Origin of the sequence: Xanthobacter luteus, from assembly GCF_040049235.1 — a bacterium.
Lineage (GTDB): Bacteria > Pseudomonadota > Alphaproteobacteria > Rhizobiales > Xanthobacteraceae > Xanthobacter.
This window is the reverse complement of the sequence record NZ_JBDZDO010000004.1, coordinates 145,159-161,115: the sequence shown is the minus strand read 5'-3', so window position 1 is coordinate 161,115 and position 15,957 is coordinate 145,159. Positions and strand designations below refer to the sequence as shown.

The window sequence follows — 15,957 nt, the reverse complement described above, 5'->3', positions numbered from 1 at the left end:
AAACGTTGTTTCTTTAAATATGCGCGCGCTTCCCCTGGGTGTCAAAGCGCCGGCGCGTCGTCCGCCCCGCGGGGCGCGCCGGGGCGCCGCCCGGCCGGGCTCAGAACGGGATGCGCAGCGCCTCGATGCGGTCGTCGTCGAGCTCCAGCCCGAAGCCGGGGCGGTCGGAGACGCGCAGGAACCGCCCGTCCATGACGGCCGGCTCGGTCACCACGTCGGCGCCGATCAGCCCGCAGATGCCGACCGCGAACGGTCCCTCCAGCAGCGCGCCCGGCCACGCGGTGGCGAGGTGCGCGACCGCGGTGGCGACGATGCTGGTGCCGGGATGGTTGCCGGGATAGATCCGCATGCCGGCGGCGCGGGCGATGGTCCACAGCTCCCGGCAGCGCCAGATGCCGCCGTTCTTGGAGCTCTTGGTCTGCATCACGGTGGCGGCGCGGCGCTGGATCACGTCCAGCAGATCGTGGTCGGTGGCGATGCACTCGTCGGCCATCAGCGGGATCGGGGTCCGGCGCGCGAGCTCCGCCATGCCGGCCACGTCCCACGGCGGCACCATCTGCTCGGCGGCGTCGATCTGAAGCGGCTCGAGCCGCTTCAGCACCGCGACCGCGGTGTCGAAGTCCATGCCCGCATTGGCGTCGACGCGCATCAGCGCGTCGTCCGGCAGGTGGGCGCGGATCGCCTCCACTGCCTTCACGTCTTTGACGGCATCGTTGCCGATCTTGATGGTGAAGCTGCGGAAGCCCTTGTCGTAGAAGCCTTGGGCGTCATCCAGCATGCGGCGGAAATCGGCCTTGATGCCGATCACCGCGCAGGCGCCGACGCCGTCGCGGCATTTGCCGCCGAGCAATTGGTAGACCGGCACGCCGAGCAGCTTGCCCTGCAGGTCCAGGAGCGCGTCGGCGATGGCCGCCTGGGCATAGTTGGAATGCCAGATCGCGGCGTCCATGTCGGCGAGGATGGCGGCGATGTCGAACGGCGAGCGGCCCACCACCAGCGGCGTGAAGTGGTCGCGGATCAGGGTGGTGAGGGAGGCGACGGTGTCGTTGCTGCCCTGGCGGCGCCAGGCCGGCGTCTCGCCGATGCCGGTGACGCCGGCATCGGTGTGGAGCCGCACCAGGATCACGTCGACGCCGGGCCGGATGCCGCCGGTGGCGATCTTGAACTCGATCGCGAACGGGATGTTCACGGCGATGATCTCGACCCTGGAGATGCGCGCCTGCGCCCGGGTCTCGGGCGGGGCGGCCGCGGCCGGCTTGCGTTCTGCCAACATGGGTTGCCTCCTTGCGGTTGCTTCGGTGTTGCCTCGTGCCCCGCGCGCTCGTGCGCCGCGCCGTCAGGCGCCGGCCGTGCCCCGGAAGGCCTCGAAGCCGGTCAGCTCGCGGGCGTGGATCAGCGCCAGGACCTCGTTGGTGCCGTCCGGGATCGGCAGCATGCGGATGTCGCGGTACATCTCCTCGAGCCCGGCCTCGCGCGAGAGGCCCATGGCGCCGAGCACGTTCATGGCCTGCCAGACCGCCTCGGTGCAGTTCATCTGCGCAAAGCGCTTGGCCATGGCCGAGGCGCCGCCCGCCTCCTCGCCCGCGTCCATCATCCACAGCGCGCGGTAGCACAGCATGCGGCTCGCGGTGATCGCCGTGACCATGTCGGAGAAGTTCTTCTGCACCAGCTGGTGCGCGGCGATGGGCTTGCCGAACTGGCGGCGCACCCGGGCATAGTCCAAAGCGGCGAGATAGGCGCGCTCGGCGAGGTGCACCGCCTGCAGGCCCACCATGCACCGGTTGACGTACCAGGAGCGATTGAGCAGCCGCGTGCCGCTGTCGGCCTCGACGATGTTCTCGGTCGGCACCACGCAATCGTCGAACACCGCCTCGCCGAGATAGCCCTGGTTGAGGCCGATGGCGTCGATCTCGTGCGCCTCGAACGGCGATTTGTCCCGCTCCACCACCACCTTGATGATGACCGGCCGGCCCTCCTTGCTGCGCCCCTCGTCGATGCAGGTGACGAGGATCAGGTCGCAGGCGCTGACATTGGTGATCCACATCTTGCGGCCGTTGAGCACCGCTTTGTCGTCCTTGCGGGTGAGCCTGGTCTTGATGCCGCGCGGGTCGGAGCCGGTGTCGGGCTCGGTGGAGCCGGTGCAGGCGAGCTTGCGGCCGGCGACGAGGTCGGGCAGGAAGCGCGCCTTCTGCTCCGGCGTGCACTCGGCATTGAGGCGGGTGATGCAGGAATCCTGCGACAGCATGGACATGGAGACGGTGGGCGGGATCTGCTCGAACATGATGCCGTAGTCGAGCATGGAGATGCCGGGGCCACCTTCCGCCTCCGGCAGGCGCGGACACAGGAGGCCGTAGTCCGCGATGCGCTCGAACAGCTTCACCATCTCGGCCTTGGGCAGCGCGCGGTCGCGCGGGTGCGCGGCGAGCACCGGGCGCACCTCGCGCTCCACCAGCCGCGCGATCGACGCGCGCATCCGCTCCTGATCGTCCGTCAATGCGAAATCCACGTCTTCGCTCCTCTCGTCCAATGGTTACGGATGCCGTCACGGCGTTCTGTTTTTCAGGTGGCGCCGCTCACCCCGCGAGGTGCCCGCCGTCCACCACCACCACCGAGCCGGTCGAATAGGGGCTCTCCATCAGGAAGAGCACGGCGCGGGCGAGGTCCTCCGGTTGGCCGACGCGGCCCAGCGGCAGGCCGGCGGCGACCGCCTCCAGCACCTTTTCGCGCGCGGTGTCGCGGTGGCTCTTTGTGTCCACGAAGCCGGGGCTCACCGCGTTGACGCGCACCGGCGCGAGCGCCAGCGCCAGCGAGCGGCACAGGGCGTCCACCGCGCCGTTGATGGCGCTCGCCACCACCAGGCTGGCGAAGCCGCGCTGGCTGGAAATGCCCGAGAACAGCGTGATGCTGCCGCCCGGCCGGATCACCGGCGCGGCGCGGCGGGCGACGTTGAACTGCGTCCAGAACTTGGTCTCGAACGCCTGGTGCGCCTCCTCCAGCGTGATCTCGGCGAGCGGCTTGCGGTTCACAACGGCGGCGGTGACGACCACATGGTCGAGCGGGCCGGTGCGCGCGAACAGCGCGCGGACCGCATCGTCGTCGGCGGCATCGGCGGCGATGGTCGAGACCGGGGTGCCAAAGCGCGCGGCGGCGGCGTCGAGGCGCGCCTGCGAGCGCGAGGAGAGCACCAGCTCGGCGCCCTGCGCGGCCGCCGCCAAGGCGGTGGCGAGGCCCATGCCCGAGCTGCCGCCGACCACCAGGATCTTCTTGCCGGACAGGGACATGGCTTGCTCGCGCGCCGGGGACGGGAACGGAAGGCCCCGCCGCGCGGCGGGGCGGCAATGGCTCATTCGGCGGTGATGCCGGTGCCCTTGAACACCTCGGCCCACTTGGCGCTCTCGGTGCGCAGATAGTCCGCGAACTCGGCCGGCGTGCCCGCCACCGGGGTGGCGCCGAGATTGACCAGGCGCTCGCGCACCTCGGGCAGGGTGAGGATGCGCACGATCTCGCGGTTCAGCTTGTCGAGGATCGGCATCGGCACCCCGGCGGGGGCGACGATGCCCTGCATCTCCTCGGTGACGAAGCCGGGCACGCCGGATTCCGACAAGGTCGGCAGGTCCGGGAACAGCGCGAACCGCGTCGCCGACGTGACGGCGATGGGGCGGACCTTGTTGGCCCGGATCGCCTCGACGATGGAGGTGGTGGTGGCGAACGAGATCTGGACGTGGCCGCCGATCAGGTCGGCGGTGGCCGGCCCGCCGCCCTTGTAGGGAATGTGGGTCATGTCGACCCCGGTCATCTTCTTGAACAGCTCGCCGGCCACGTGGCCGCCGGTGCCGACCCCGCCGCCGGAGGCAAAGCCGATCTTGCCGGGGCTGGCCTTGGCCGCGCGGATCAAATCGTCGACCGAGTTCACCGGCATCGCCGGCGTCACCACCAGGATGGAGGGGATCCGCGCGACCAGCACGATCGGGCTGAAGTCCTTGAGGATGTTGAACGGGAAGCTGGGATAGAGGAACGGGTACATGGTGAAGTTGAGCGACACGCCGCCGATCGTGTAGCCGTCGGGGGCGGCGCGGGCGACGATGTCCATCGCCAGCGTGCCGCCGGCGCCGGGCCGGTTCTCGACCACGACCGGCTGGCCCCAGGCCTCCTGCATCTTCTGGCCGACCACGCGGGCGACGATGTCGGTCGCGCCGCCGGGGGAGAAGGGCACGATCCAGCGGATCGGCTTTGCGGGGAACTCGTCGGCATGGCCGGGCGCGGCGGCGCCGGCAAGGCACAGCGCCGCGAGCGTCAGCGCGCCCGCGGCCCGCAGGATCCTGAGCATCTTTGTTCCTCCCGCGCCGCGGGCATTCTGGAGAGCCCGTTCGGTGGCGTGCGCGATCGCTATTGCGATATTTGAAACACTGTTTTGAAAAATTGGCAGATCGACGCTGGCGTGTCAATTGCGCGCCGGGCCCGGGCCCGGCGCGGCGCGGGGGCGCCCCGTCTCGGGATGGGATTTGGATCGCGCGCGCCGGCCGTCACGCCGGCGGGACGCGCCGGGCCTTCTCGAACCGCCGGATCGCGCGCTCGCGCTTCAGGCGCGAGAGCTTCTGGAGCCAGAAGACGCCGTCGAGCTGGTCGATCTCGTGCTGGTGGCAGACCGCCCGCAGGCCTTCGGCCGCCTCCTCGTGCACGGCCCCGGAAAGATCCTGGTATCGCACCCGCACCCGCGCCGGACGCGCGATCTCCTCGGTGATGCCGGGCATGGACACGCTGCCCTCCAGATGCCGGAACGGCTCCGGCGCGGCCCACACGATGGTGGGATTGACGTAAGTCCGCGCCCCCTCCTGCGCCGAAAGCTCCAGCACCACCACGCGCCGGCCGATGCCGATGTGCGGCGCCGTGATGCCGATGCCCGGCGCGGCGCGCAGGGTGTCGAGGAGGTCGGCCGCGAGCGCGGCGAGCGCGGCGTCGAAGACCGTCACGGCCTGCGCCGGCTGGCGCAGCCGGAGGTCGGGGAACTGGACGATCTCGCGCACCGCCATGGTGGCCGGCCTCCTCGCTCGCGCGCAGTCCGGGCGTCCCGGCGGCGGCTCAATCGGCCCATTCCGGGTCGGTGGTGAAGACGATGGTGAGCCAGCGGTCCGGATTGTCGTCGCCGATGGCGGCGCCGATCTCGTCGCGGATCTTGTCCCAGGCCTCCAGCGGCTTGGGCGGCCAGCCGCCGGGCACGATGAAGTAAAGCTCGATCTGCCGTCCGCGCCCCACCCGCGCGACATAGGCGCGGAACGAGACGAAGCCGTGGCGCGCCATGACCGCGCGGGCGACCGCGTCCACGTGCTGCTTCAGCGCCGGCGGCGTGACCAGGAGGATGTCGGCGAGCGCCCGCTTCACGGTGCCGAACGGCAGCGGGATCAGGACCAGGCAGACCGCCGCCAGCGCCGCGGGATCGATATAAGGCGAGATCCAGGCCAAGCGCGTGCCCTGCACCAGGGCGCCGGCGACGAAGGCGACCAGCAGCGCGGCGGTGAGGGCGGCGGACATCAGCCACGCTTTGGCGTCGAGGGCGAGGAAGTCGGACTTGATGGAGCGGTTGGCGCGGCTCGCGAACAGCGCCATGGCGAGCGCGATGGCGACGGTCACCACCGCATAGAGGATCGCCTGGTCGAAATCGAGCGCCCGCCCGCCGCTCATCAGGCTGCCGATGGCGTTGATGAGCGCGTAGATGGAGGCGCCCATGAGCATGATGCCGTTGAGCCCCAGCACCATGGGCTCCAGATGCCAGAAGCCCATGGTGAACTGCGCCGTGAAGCGGGTGGCGACGGCGCCCGGCGCGGACGCGGTGGCGATCAGATTGGCGACCAGGAGCGCGAGCACGGTCATGCTCGCGTCGGTGAGCGCATAGACGCCGTCGAAGACGATGGCGTAGGAGCCCGACAGCAGGCCGAAGACGATGCCCAGCGCCGCCAGCACCAGCGTGACGGCGATGGAGATGCGCAGCACGCTTTGCTCGCTCATGACCTCACCGTGCCTCGCCGCCCCACCCGCACGGTCCTGGGGCCGTCAATGGTCCCTTAGCCCATCGCGCGGGCCAAGACCAATGAGCCAAGACCAATGAGCCAACACCAATGGGCCAAGACCAATGAGCCAACACCAATGAGCCAAGCGCGCCGGGCGATGGCGCCGGCCGTTTGGCGCGGCCGCCGCGCGCCTCACGCGCCGAGCAGGCGTGCCCCGTTGGCGAGCACGATGCGGCGCACGTCGTCCGGCTGGCGCGCCAGCGCGGCGAGCGCCTTGGCGCCCTCCGCGTCGCCGATCTCGAACGGAAAGTCGGTGCCGAACACCACTTGCTCTGGCCCCACCAGCTTCAGCAGGAAGTCGAGCGCGTCCGGGTGCGCCACCACGGTGTCGTAGAAGATGTCGCGCAGATAGGTGCTGGGCGGCCGGCTGATGTGGGCGCGGCAGGCGGGGTTGGCCTCAAAGCGCGGCGCCTCGTAAGCGAGGTCGAGCCGGCCGGCGAGCATGGCGAGGGTGCCGCCGCCATGGGCCAGCACCAGCTTCAGCTCGGGATGGCGCTCGAACACCCCGGCGAAGATCAGCCGTGCCACGCACAAGGCGGTCTCGGAGGGCCAGCCCACCAATTGCAGCATGGTGTAGCTGGCGAACGCCTCCCGCGCGACACCGGTGGTGGGGTGCATGAAGACGATGCAGCCCTGCCGCGCGCATTCGGCCCATAGCGGCGCGAAGGCGGGCTCGTCCAGCGGCCGGCCGGCCGCCGAGGTGGGCAGCGCGATCCCCACATGGCCCGCGTCCAGCGCGCGCCGGATCTCGTCGGCGCAATGCGCCGGGCTGGCGATGGGCGGCACCGCGAGGCCGCCGAGCCGGCCCGCGCCGTCGCGCACCGTCGCCTGGGTCTGGGCGTTGAGGCGGCGGGCGAAGGCGACGTCCGCCGCCCAGCCGGCGTGGGAGACGATGCGCGGCGGCGGCGAGACGAGCTGCAGGCAGATGTCGCGGCGTTCCAGGCTCTCGAGCCGCCCCGCCATGTCGAACAGCAGCGGATCGAGCGGGCCGTAGCCGGCGAAGCCGAACCCCTCGGGGCAGGTCTCGATGCCGAACGCCCGCTCCCGCGCGAGCTCCCGGAGGAAATCGCGCGAGAGGCAATGGGCGTGGACGTCGACGATCACGGGAACGGCTTGCGCGGATAGACCACCGGCGCGGTCGCGATCGCCTTGGGGTAGACCGGCACGGCCTTGCCGCTTTGCACCTGCGCCACCACGGCGGAGGCCTTCACGTCCACGCCCGCATCGTTGAACTTGACGGGTCCGAAGAAGGTGTTCGTGTCGAGCTGGAGCATGGCCTCGCGCACCTTCACCGGGTCGGTGCTGGCGGCCTTCTCGATGGCGAGCTGGAGCACCAGCGCGCCCGCCGTGCCGGCCGCGGTGATGTAGGTGGGCGCCTCGCCGTTGAACTGCTTCTTGAAGGTGTCCACATAGGTGGCGCTGTCGGCGACCACCGGGCCCTTATAGGTGAGCACCGGGTCCCAGATCTGCACCCCGAACAGGTCCTCGGCCGCCGGGCCGAGCGCGCTCAGGAAGTCGGGGATGCCGACCGCGAAGGCGAAGCCGATCAGCTTGGGGTTCACCTTGAGGGTCTGCAGCGTCTTGATGAGCAGGATCGAGTCCTGCACGTAGCCGGTGAGGATCAGCACGTCGGGACTGCTCTCCTTCACCGCCGTGGCGACGGTGGAGAGGTCGGCCGAGCCCTTGGGATACTTGGTGGTGTAGACCACCTTCAGGCCCTCGGCCTCCGCCTTCTTGAGGGCGGCGCCGGCGAACACGTTGGGGAACAGGTCGTCGGGGCCGGCGATGGCGATGGTCTGGGGCGGGTTCGGCACCGTCTTCAGCAGCGCCAGCATCGGGTCGAGGGTGGTGGAGGCGAGCGGGGCCGGGCAGAAGATGTATTTGTAGCCCCGCTGGTAGAGGCTGTCGGCCGTCGCCATGGGGGTCATGGTGATGACCTTGTACTTCTCGCTGATCGCCGCCGTGGCGGTGGCGATGCCCGAGGAGTACGGCCCGAGGATGAAGCTCACGCCATCCTCGGTGATCAGCTTCTCGGTGAGCCGGGCGGAGGTCTGCGGCTTGCTCTCGTCGTCGTAATAGACCACCTCGACGGGGATCTTCTTGTCGCCGACCTTGATGCCGCCGCCGGAATTCACCAGCTTCTCCCAATAGAGATAGCCGTTCTTCAAAAGGTTGCCCTCGCGGGCGAAGGTGCCGGTGAGGCTGACCGCCGCGCCGATCTTGATCTTGTCCTGCGCGCCGGCGGGGCCGGCGGAGAGAAGGGTGGCGGCAACTGCGGCGATGCCGAGGGCCGCCCAGCCCTTCACGAGATGTCTCCTGTGCATGACACGCTCCTCATGGTTCCCGGAAGGTCGTTGTGCTCGTGGTGATCTCAGCCTGCCGCGGCGGTGCCGGGGACGAACTTTCCGAAGCCCGGCGATGCGCGCAGCTTTCCGTCCTTCGCGACGATCGTGCCGCGGACGATGGTGTGGGTGGCGGCGCCCTTGGTGCGCATGCCCTCCCAGCTCGAATATCCGGTCTTCGAGAGCATGTCCGCGTTGCGGAAGGTGCCCTCGCGCGCCATGTCGATGAGGGTGAAGTCGGCGTCCGCGCCGGGCTGGATCACGCCCTTTTTCGGGAAGATGCCGAAGCGCCGGGCCGGCGCCTCGCAGGCGAGGCGCGCCACGTCGTTGAGCGAGAGCCGGCCGTCATTCACCGCGTTCATCAAGAGCGGGATGTATTCCTGCGCCCCGGTGACGCCGAGCGGCACCGAGAACAGGTCCTGCCAGCCCGGCTCCACGTCCTCCTTGGAGTGCGGCGCGTGCTCCAGCACGATCATGTCGGCGGTGCCGTCCTTGATCGCGGCCCAGCCGGCCTCGGGGTCATAGGCCCAGTTGTAGGTGCGCGGGCCGACCTTCTCCATCTGCGCGCGGTCCATGAACAAGGTGCCGAGCTCGAGCTCGCACGACACGTCCTGGCCGAGGTCGTATTTGGCGTGGTGGATCATCTCGTTGGCGCCCTTGGGCATGACGCCGAGATGCAGCACGTGGAGCTTCACGCCGCAGACGCGGGCGTAATAGAGCGAGGCGGCAAGGCCAGCCACCATGCCGTGGCCGTACATGTAGCCCTTGGCGAAGCTCTCGTGATAGGCCATGGCGTCCGCGCGGCCCTTGTCGATATAGTCGCGGAAGGTGAGGCGCTTGCACCATTCGGGATCGTCGTGGTGCACCGCGGCGACAAGGCCCATGTCGCGGGTCGCCTCGTAGAGCTCGTAAAGGATGCCGTGGTCGAGCACGCCCAATTCGGAGATGTAGGGATAGACTTCCTTGATGTGGCGGGTGTTGAAGATCTTGATGCCGATCGCCCCGGCCTTGGCCAGCGCCGCCACCGTGCGCGGATAGAGCCCGCCGCCATAGAGCGCGTAGTCCACATGGGCCTTGGGGGCGACGAGCGCCTTCTTCATCTCGAAGTCGTCGAGGGTGGTGGGGTGCGGCGTGTTGTTGGTCATGTCGATGCACATGGTCACGCCGCCCACCGCCGCGGCCGCCGTGCCGGTGGCGAAGTCCTCCTTGTAGGTGTGGCCCGGCTCGCGGAAGTGGCAGTGCACGTGCCAGATGCCGGGCAGCACCGCGAGCCCGGCGGCGTCGACGCGCTCGGCCGCCGCCTCGAACGGGCCGCCGATGGCGGCGATCCTGCCGTCCAGCACCGCGACGTCCGCCCTGTAGGAGCTGGACGGCGTATGGATCGTGCCGTTTTCGATCACGAGGTCATAGGGTCGGGACACGTCACGCACTCCGAACACGTCAGTTGAGGCCGAGATAGGCGGCGCGGATATCCTCGCGCCGCAGCAGGTCGTCCGCCGGGCCGTCGATGGTGACCCGGCCGGTGTCGAGCACGTAGCCGCGGCTGGCGATCTCCAGCGCCAGGCCCACGTCCTGCTCCACCAGCAGCACGGTGATGCCGCGCGCGCGGTTGATGAGGCGGACCGCCTCGGCGATGCGCTCGACGATCACCGGGGCGAGGCCGAGCGACATCTCGTCGATCAAGAGCAGGCGGGGCCGCGCCATCAGCGCGCGGCCGATGGCGCACATCTGCTGCTCGCCGCCGGACAAAAGGCCGGCGAGCCGCCCCTCCATCCGCGTCAGTTCGGGGAACAGCTCAAACACCACGTCGAGGTCGTCCGCCTCGCCCGTGCGGTCCGCCCGTGCGGTGGCGCCGAGCTTGAGGTTCTGGCGCACCGTGAGACCGGCGAACAGGCGCCGGCCTTCCGGCACCATGGCGATGCCGCGCCGGGCGCGCTCGTAGGATTTCAGCGGCGCGAGATCCTCCCCCGCAAGGCGCATGGCGCCGCCGCGGATCGGCACCAGGCCGGTGAGCGCCCGCAGCAGCGTGGTCTTGCCGGCGCCGTTGGCGCCCACCAAGGCGACGATCTCGCCCGGCGCCATCTCGAAGCTCACGTCCCACAGCACGCGGCTGTCGCCATAGGCCACCGCGAGGCCGCGCACGGACAGGAGGCTGGCGGCGGGCCGGGTCATGGCGCGCCTCCCGCCGCGGCCTGCGCGGAGGCGAGGGCCGAGGCGTGGGCCGAGGCATGGGCTTTGGCGAAGCGCTGGCCGAGATAGGCCTCCACCACCTTGGGGTCGCCGACCACGTCCTCGGGCGCGCCCTCGGCGAGCTTGGCGCCGAAGTTCAGCACCATGATGCGGTCGCACAAGGCGAGCACCGCCTTCATCACGTGCTCGATGATGACGACGGTGAGGCCGGCCTGCTTGAGGCTCTTCACGAGGTCGATCATGCGCTCGATCTCGGTGTGGTTGAGGCCCGCCATCACCTCGTCGAACAGGATGATGCGCGGGCCCATGGCGAGCGCGCGGGCGACTTCCAGGCGCTTGCGGTCGGCCAGGGTGAGCTGGGGCGGCATCAGATGGGCCTTGGGGGTGAGGCCGGTGCGCTCCAACGCGGCGTCGGCGGCGGCGAGCCAGCCGGCGCGGCGGCGCACCCGGGCATGGCCGAACATCGCCCCCACCGCCACGTTCTCGCGCACGCTCATGGCCTTGAACGGCTGGACGATCTGGAACGTGCGGGCGATGCCGAGCCGGGACAGGCGGTGCGGCCTGAGGCCGGTCACGTCCGCCCCGTCGAAGCGGATGGTGCCGGCGTCGAGCGCGTAGACCGCCGAGATGGCGTTGAGCAGCGTGGTCTTGCCGGCGCCGTTCGGGCCGATCACGCCGAAGATCTCGCCCGCCTCGACGCGGAACGAGATGCCGGCGAGCGCCGTCACGCCGCCGAAGCGGATCTCCAGATTCTCGGCCTCAAGCAGCGCCATGGCGCGACCTCCAGCGCTTGAGGAGGGCGCGGCCGGCGGCCAGCATGCCGTTGGGCGCGACGAGGCAGATGGCGACGATCAGCACCCCGAACACGATCTGGTGCGCCTGCAGGAAGCCCCCCCACACCAGGGTCGACAGGAATTCCAGCACGAAGGCGCCGAGCACCGGGCCGATCACCGTGCCCATGCCGCCGAGGATCAGCATCATGTAGGCCTTCACGCCGATGGCGGGATCGAACGCGCTCGCCGGCTCGATGAAGGTGATCCAATAGGCCCACACCCCGCCGGCGAAGCCGGTGACGCCGGCGGAGATGGCCCAGGCGGCGACCTTGGTGGCGGTGGTGTCGATGCCCATGACGCCGGCCGCGCGCTCGCCGTCGCGGATCGCCCGCAGCGCGTAGCCGAACGGCCGGGTGAGGATGAACGCGACCAGCAAAGTGGAGGCCACCATGCCCGCCAGCATCACCAGATAGATGGCGCGGTAGAGCGGGCCCGGCGGCAGGTCGGAGAGCGGCAAAGGCAGGCCCTGCGCGCCGCCGGTGATGCCGCCCACCTGGATCACCAATTGGATCGCCGCGAGATTCAGCGCCACCGTGGCGATGGCGAAATAGTGCCCGCGCAGCCGCAGGATCGGCCAGCCGATGACCCCGGCCACCAGAGCCGAGAACGCCCCCGCCGCCACCAGCGCCAGCGGGAACGGCGCGCCGAGCGTCATGGCGACGCCGCAGGCATAGGCGCCGAAGCCGAAGAACACCGCATTGCCGAAGGCGTGGTAGCCGGCGAGGCCGACGATGACGTTCAGCCCCTGGGTGACGATGGCGTACATGAACACCGTGGTCAGCACCCGCAGCCAGTAATTGTTCAGCACCAGCGGCGCCGCCGCCAGCAGCGCGACGCCGAGGACGGCGAGCGCGCCAAGGATGAGGACGCGCGGGGCGATGGCCGGGGCCGGGCTCATGCGTGCTCCCCGAAGAAGGCGCGGCCGAACAGGCCCTGCGGGCGCAGCACCAGCACCAGGAGGAACAGGCCGAAGCCGACGATCTCCGGGTAGTTGGCGCCGAGGAAGTAGCCGGCCCAGGCCTGCACCAGGCCATAGATGAAGCCGGCGACGATGCAGCCCTCCACCGAGCCGATGCCGCCCAGCACGGTGATGACGAACACCGCGCCGAGGAAGGTGACGCCCATGCCCGGCATGATGGGGAACAGCATGGAGGCGAGCGAGCCGGTCGCCCCCGCGAGCGCCGCGCCGGCCCCGGCGGTGAGCGCGTAGATGCGCTCGGGATTGATGCCCATCAGGGCGGCCACCTCCCGGTCGAGGGCGGTGGCGAGGATCATCTGCCCCGCATGGGTGAAGCGCAGGAAGCCGTAGAAGGCGATGCCGAGCGCGACCGAGAAGCCCGCCGCCACCAGACGCACCACCGGGATGAGCACGCCGAGCACCTCGATCGAGCTCGCCGCATAGGAGGCGTTGACCGAGCGCACGTCCGAGGTGAAGGCGAGGGAGACCGCGTCCACCATCACCAGCTCGAAGCCGAAGGTGACCACCAGGGACAAGAGCAGGCTGGTGCGGATGATCCGGTTCAGGACCAGCACCTGCAGCGCGTAGCCCAGCGCGAACATGGCCGCCATGGAGATCGGGATCGAGGCGATGGGGTCGAGTCCCATCCAGTGGTAGAGGCCATAGGTGGTGTAGGCGCCCAGCATGATGAAGGCGGTATGGGCGAGGTTGATCACGCCCATCACGCCCCAGACCATCGAAAAGCCGATGGTGGCGATGCCGTACAGGCCGCCCAGCAGCAGCCCGTTGGCGGTTGCTTGCCAGAGCACTTATGACCTCCCAAAGGTTGGTACTGCTTGATTTTTGTCTGGACACACGCTAGATTTATACATAATTTATGCAAAACAAATCGAATCATGCAACAGCTCATGTCAGAACGCAGCGCACAAAGAAAACGCATGGATGGCGCCGAAAGCGGCAAGCGGCCCAAGCCGGGCCTGCCGAAGGGCGGGATTTCCAAAGGGGGATCGAGCGAGTTCGCCTATCAGGTGATCCGCGGCGAGATCGTCGCGCTCGTTCTCGCGCCGGGCAGCGATCTCGACGAGGCCGCCCTCGTCAGCCGCCTCGGCCTCTCGCGCACGCCGCTGCGCGAGGCGCTGGTGCGGCTCTCCGGCGAGGGGCTGGTGCAGATCCTGCCCAATCGCGGCGCCCGGGTCGCGCCCATGGGCTGGAACGACATCCGCGAGCACCTGGAGGCGTTCGACCTGTCCCAGCGCCTCGTCACCCGCTGGGCCGCATTGCGCCGCACCGAGGCGCAGATCGCGCAGATCGAGGCCGAGTGCGCCGCCTTCGAGAAGGCGGCGCGCGGCCGCGAGTCCGATGCCATGCTGGAGATCAACTGGCGCTTCCACGCCGCCATCGCCGCCTGCTGCCGCAACACCGTGATCGAGCGCTTCTACCTCCAGCTGCTCACCACCAACCTGCGGATATCGCGGCTCGCCATGACCTATGACTGCTTCGCGACCGAGGAGGCCTACCGCTCGCATGTGGGCAACATCATCCGCGAGCATCGCGAGATGGTGGAGGCGATCCGCGCCCGCGACGGCGACCGCGCCGACGCCTTGGGCAGCTCCCATGCCGGGCTCGCCCGCAAGCGGGTCTCCGAATGCCTCACCCAGAGCATGCTCTCGGAGATGGAGCTGCCGCTCGGCGGGGTGCCGGACAGCATCGGCTGAGACCGACGAGAGGAATTGCCGCCATGTGCGAAGTTTGCGCGATCTTCGGCGCCGGGGAGCACTGGAGCGATTTCGCCCGCCAGCGCGACACCCGCTTTCCGTTCGCCGACATCCTGCACTACCGGGCGGAGCGCAAGCGGCGCATCGCCATGCTCAACGCGCTCCTGGCGCCGCTCGGCCTGTGCTGCGAGGACTGGGACGGCGAGGCGCTGGCCCTGAGCGACGCGCGCGGGCGCACCCGCATCGCGCCGGCGCTCGGCGACGTGTGGCCGGTCGCCGAGGGCCTGTCCGGCTTCAGGATCGATCCGCTGGCCGACGGCTTCTTCGGCCCCGCGCCGGCGGCGAAGGAGGCGGCGCATGGATGAGCGGCTGCCTCTGATCGTCGTCACCGGCTTCCTCGGCAGCGGCAAGACCACCCTCATCCGCCGCTTCGTGGAGACCCCCGAGGGGGCCGATTCCGGCCTCGTGGTCAACGAGTTCGGCGAGGCCGGGGTGGATCACCGGCTGCTGGTGCACGCGCGCGAGGCGGTCGAGCTGATCGACGGCGGCTGCCTGTGCTGCGCGCGCCGCGCCGACGTGGCGAAAGCCCTGCACGAGCTGGTGCGCCTGGCGAAGACCAAGGGCGGCCTGCGCCGCGCCATCCTCGAGACCTCGGGCCTCGCCGACCCGGCCCCGGTGATCGCGACGCTGGCGCGCGACCCGTGGCTGAAGGCCCATGTGCGGCTCGCCTCCGTGGTGGCGGTGGTGGACGCGGTGGCGGGCGTGCGCAACCTGGAGCGCCGGGCCGAGGCGCGCCGCCAGGTCGCCATCGCCGATACCGTGTTGCTCACCAAGGGCGACCTGCGCGCCGCCGAACCGCGCGCGGCGCTCGAGGCGGCGCTCCGCGACATCACGCCCGACGCCCGCATCCTCGACACCCAGAACGAGGATTTCCGCGCCCGCGACGTGCTCGGCGGCGCCGAGAGCTTCGCCGCCCCGCCGTCGCCCTTCCTGGCGGAGGCGCCGGCGCACGCGGCCGACGTCGCCGCCTTCACCGTGCCGATGGAGGGCCGGGTGGACTGGCCGGCCTTCACGCTGTGGCTCTCGGCGCTGCTGCATGCCCATGGCGACCGGATCCTGAGGGTGAAGGGCCTCTTGCGCACCACCTCCTCCGACCAGCCGCTCGCCATCCACGGCGTGCAGCACGTGATGCACCCGCCGACCCACATTTCCGGCGGCGACGGCGGGCCGTCATTCCTGGTGTTCATCGCCGCGGGCATCCGCAAGCCCGACATCGAGCGCAGCCTCGCCCGCGCCTTCCGCCTGCTGGCCGCCTGACCACGCCGCCGCGGCGGGAGCGCCCGGTCCGCGCCGGTCCGGCGTGGTCCGGCGGCCGGCCGCCCCGGCCGAAGGCTCTTGCGCCCTGGGCGCGCGACCGGCGCGCGGCCGTCAGTCCGCCCCAATGCGGCAATGCTGGAACCGGGCCTTGATCTGTGGGAGAGGTCCTGCCGCGATTTCCCGTCGTCGCCTGCTGCGTCTCGCGCTTGCCGGCCTTCCGTCCGTGTCGGCCGCGGCGCTCGCGCTCGGTCCCGCCGCGGCGCAGCAGTGGCGGCCGCCGAGCCAGCGCCCGACCGCCCCCTCCCTCAACCAGCCCCCGGCGCCGCGCCGCGAGGCGCGGCCGGCGCCGCGTCCCGGCTATGTCTTCGTGCCGGGCCACTGGCGCTGGAGCAGCCGCCAGCGGCGCTACGTCTGGGAGCAGGGCGACTGGGTGCGCGACCGCCCGGGCTTGCGCTTCGTCGGCCCGCGCTGGGTCCTGCGGCGCGGCGAATGGTCGTTCGTGCCCGGCCATTGGGTGCGGTAGAGGCGCGATCCGCA

17 protein-coding genes are annotated in these 15,957 nt (G+C 70.4%); 4 read left to right on the top strand and 13 right to left on the bottom strand.

Features of this window, described 5'->3' with window-relative positions; translation table 11 throughout:
- Window positions 1-100: 100 nt before the first annotated feature.
- The 13 genes from ABLE88_RS14185 to ABLE88_RS14125 all read right to left on the bottom strand — a co-directional run bounded on the left by ABLE88_RS14185 (window position 101) and on the right by ABLE88_RS14125 (window position 13,197).
- Entirely contained in the window at window positions 101-1,273 is a 1,173-nt protein-coding gene (locus tag ABLE88_RS14185; protein WP_348832340.1) for a mandelate racemase/muconate lactonizing enzyme family protein, read from the bottom strand.
- Window positions 1,274-1,336: 63 nt separating this feature from the next.
- Complete coding sequence (locus tag ABLE88_RS14180; protein ID WP_348832339.1) at window positions 1,337-2,506, bottom strand: acyl-CoA dehydrogenase family protein; 1,170 nt, start codon at window positions 2,504-2,506, stop codon at window positions 1,337-1,339.
- A 67-nt stretch (window positions 2,507-2,573) separates the two neighbouring features.
- Entirely contained in the window at window positions 2,574-3,281 is a 708-nt protein-coding gene (locus ABLE88_RS14175) for an SDR family oxidoreductase (RefSeq protein ID WP_348832338.1), read from the bottom strand.
- A 62-nt stretch (window positions 3,282-3,343) separates the two neighbouring features.
- Window positions 3,344-4,327, bottom strand: a complete 984-nt coding sequence (locus ABLE88_RS14170) for a tripartite tricarboxylate transporter substrate binding protein (RefSeq protein ID WP_348832337.1) — start codon at window positions 4,325-4,327, stop codon at window positions 3,344-3,346.
- 196 nt (window positions 4,328-4,523) lie between these two features.
- A complete protein-coding gene (locus ABLE88_RS14165; protein ID WP_348832336.1) occupies window positions 4,524-5,030 on the bottom strand; it encodes a peptide deformylase in 507 nt (168 codons plus the stop codon).
- A 49-nt stretch (window positions 5,031-5,079) separates the two neighbouring features.
- Window positions 5,080-6,003 (bottom strand): cation diffusion facilitator family transporter, encoded by a 924-nt coding sequence (locus ABLE88_RS14160; RefSeq protein WP_348832335.1) that lies wholly within the window; start codon window positions 6,001-6,003, stop codon window positions 5,080-5,082.
- Between the two features lie 194 nt (window positions 6,004-6,197).
- On the bottom strand, window positions 6,198-7,169 hold the full coding sequence (locus tag ABLE88_RS14155; protein WP_348832334.1) for an amidohydrolase family protein: 972 nt from the start codon (window positions 7,167-7,169) through the stop codon (window positions 6,198-6,200).
- Complete coding sequence (locus tag ABLE88_RS14150) at window positions 7,166-8,389, bottom strand: amino acid ABC transporter substrate-binding protein (protein WP_348832333.1); 1,224 nt, start codon at window positions 8,387-8,389, stop codon at window positions 7,166-7,168. Before ABLE88_RS14150 ends, ABLE88_RS14155 begins: the two co-directional genes overlap by 4 nt.
- 47 nt (window positions 8,390-8,436) lie before the next feature.
- Window positions 8,437-9,828, bottom strand: a complete 1,392-nt coding sequence (locus ABLE88_RS14145) for a dihydroorotase (RefSeq protein ID WP_348832332.1) — start codon at window positions 9,826-9,828, stop codon at window positions 8,437-8,439.
- Between the two features lie 19 nt (window positions 9,829-9,847).
- The gene (locus ABLE88_RS14140) at window positions 9,848-10,579 is read right to left on the bottom strand and encodes an ABC transporter ATP-binding protein (protein WP_348832331.1); all 732 of its coding nucleotides are present in this window, start codon (window positions 10,577-10,579) and stop codon (window positions 9,848-9,850) included.
- On the bottom strand, window positions 10,576-11,370 hold the full coding sequence (locus tag ABLE88_RS14135; RefSeq protein WP_348832330.1) for an ABC transporter ATP-binding protein: 795 nt from the start codon (window positions 11,368-11,370) through the stop codon (window positions 10,576-10,578). The genes ABLE88_RS14140 and ABLE88_RS14135 overlap by 4 nt, the downstream gene beginning before the upstream one ends.
- The gene (locus ABLE88_RS14130; RefSeq protein WP_348832329.1) at window positions 11,357-12,328 is read right to left on the bottom strand and encodes a branched-chain amino acid ABC transporter permease; all 972 of its coding nucleotides are present in this window, start codon (window positions 12,326-12,328) and stop codon (window positions 11,357-11,359) included. Before ABLE88_RS14130 ends, ABLE88_RS14135 begins: the two co-directional genes overlap by 14 nt.
- Complete coding sequence (locus ABLE88_RS14125; RefSeq protein WP_348832328.1) at window positions 12,325-13,197, bottom strand: branched-chain amino acid ABC transporter permease; 873 nt, start codon at window positions 13,195-13,197, stop codon at window positions 12,325-12,327. Before ABLE88_RS14125 ends, ABLE88_RS14130 begins: the two co-directional genes overlap by 4 nt.
- 129 nt (window positions 13,198-13,326) lie before the next feature.
- Here ABLE88_RS14125 and ABLE88_RS14120 point away from each other — a divergent pair, with 129 nt between their 5' ends.
- The 4 genes from ABLE88_RS14120 (at window position 13,327) to ABLE88_RS14105 (ending at window position 15,943) form a co-directional block, all read left to right on the top strand.
- Window positions 13,327-14,103, top strand: a complete 777-nt coding sequence (locus ABLE88_RS14120; protein WP_348832327.1) for a GntR family transcriptional regulator — start codon at window positions 13,327-13,329, stop codon at window positions 14,101-14,103.
- A 23-nt stretch (window positions 14,104-14,126) separates the two neighbouring features.
- Window positions 14,127-14,468: a hypothetical protein gene (locus tag ABLE88_RS14115; RefSeq protein WP_348832326.1), complete on the top strand. Its 342-nt coding sequence runs from the start codon at window positions 14,127-14,129 to the stop codon at window positions 14,466-14,468.
- Window positions 14,461-15,420 (top strand): CobW family GTP-binding protein, encoded by a 960-nt coding sequence (locus tag ABLE88_RS14110; RefSeq protein WP_348832325.1) that lies wholly within the window; start codon window positions 14,461-14,463, stop codon window positions 15,418-15,420. The genes ABLE88_RS14115 and ABLE88_RS14110 overlap by 8 nt, the downstream gene beginning before the upstream one ends.
- A 223-nt stretch (window positions 15,421-15,643) precedes the next feature.
- Window positions 15,644-15,943, top strand: a complete 300-nt coding sequence (locus ABLE88_RS14105; RefSeq protein ID WP_348832324.1) for a hypothetical protein — start codon at window positions 15,644-15,646, stop codon at window positions 15,941-15,943.
- Window positions 15,944-15,957 lie beyond the last annotated feature (14 nt).

Bases quoted from the DNA above. Each gene is read 5' to 3' on its own strand.
- ABLE88_RS14135 (WP_348832330.1), bottom strand. From the start codon at position 11,370: ATGGCGCTGCTTGAGGCCGAGAATCTGGAGATCCGCTTCGGCGGCGTG.
- ABLE88_RS14140 (WP_348832331.1), bottom strand. From the start codon at position 10,579: ATGACCCGGCCCGCCGCCAGCCTCCTGTCCGTGCGCGGCCTCGCGGTG.
- ABLE88_RS14115 (WP_348832326.1), top strand. From the start codon at position 14,127: ATGTGCGAAGTTTGCGCGATCTTCGGCGCCGGGGAGCACTGGAGCGAT.
- ABLE88_RS14130 (WP_348832329.1), bottom strand. From the start codon at position 12,328: ATGAGCCCGGCCCCGGCCATCGCCCCGCGCGTCCTCATCCTTGGCGCG.
- ABLE88_RS14160 (WP_348832335.1), bottom strand. From the start codon at position 6,003: ATGAGCGAGCAAAGCGTGCTGCGCATCTCCATCGCCGTCACGCTGGTG.
- ABLE88_RS14185 (WP_348832340.1), bottom strand. From the start codon at position 1,273: ATGTTGGCAGAACGCAAGCCGGCCGCGGCCGCCCCGCCCGAGACCCGG.
- ABLE88_RS14150 (WP_348832333.1), bottom strand. From the start codon at position 8,389: ATGCACAGGAGACATCTCGTGAAGGGCTGGGCGGCCCTCGGCATCGCC.
- ABLE88_RS14120 (WP_348832327.1), top strand. From the start codon at position 13,327: ATGGATGGCGCCGAAAGCGGCAAGCGGCCCAAGCCGGGCCTGCCGAAG.
- ABLE88_RS14175 (WP_348832338.1), bottom strand. From the start codon at position 3,281: ATGTCCCTGTCCGGCAAGAAGATCCTGGTGGTCGGCGGCAGCTCGGGC.
- ABLE88_RS14170 (WP_348832337.1), bottom strand. From the start codon at position 4,327: ATGCTCAGGATCCTGCGGGCCGCGGGCGCGCTGACGCTCGCGGCGCTG.
- ABLE88_RS14165 (WP_348832336.1), bottom strand. From the start codon at position 5,030: ATGGCGGTGCGCGAGATCGTCCAGTTCCCCGACCTCCGGCTGCGCCAG.
- ABLE88_RS14110 (WP_348832325.1), top strand. From the start codon at position 14,461: ATGGATGAGCGGCTGCCTCTGATCGTCGTCACCGGCTTCCTCGGCAGC.